We start from the raw sequence: 397 nt of genomic DNA on the forward strand, positions 1-397 counted from the left end.
CCCTCATGGTGGAGCGAGGCGTTTTGGGGTTCCCAAAACATAACCTCGCTCCCTCTCAGAACACGTTAGTTGGAACTACTGCCTTTCAGCTATCCACGTCCAAGGTCGCAGACCTTAATTCTCACAATTTGCGCCAAGCCTCGAAGTCCTCTTCATAAAGGCTTAGGTGGTGGCGCACGATGTTCTCGATGATGCCCGATACGCTCATGCGCCTTCCTCCGAGGATGCGGACGACACGATCAAGACGGTCTCGAACATCGGAACTGACGAAGACTGGCTTGCGGTCGTCAATCCTTGGAACTTGGAGGAAGGTCTGCTGATACTCCTCTAATGTCGCCTTGCGCTGCTTGCCACTGATGCGCTTCTGCGGATTCGGTGGCGATTGAGCCTCGTTCGT

The 397-nt window shown here is 54.4% G+C and carries 1 protein-coding gene; it reads right to left on the bottom strand.

The features are described 5' to 3' along the window. Positions 1-121: 121 nt before the first annotated feature. Positions 122-397: DUF3408 domain-containing protein (locus KSW37_RS15865; protein ID WP_153123854.1), on the bottom strand; the 276-nt coding region annotated here is incomplete at its 5' end.

The organism is Segatella copri (assembly GCF_019127135.1).
Classification (GTDB): Bacteria; Bacteroidota; Bacteroidia; order Bacteroidales; family Bacteroidaceae; genus Prevotella.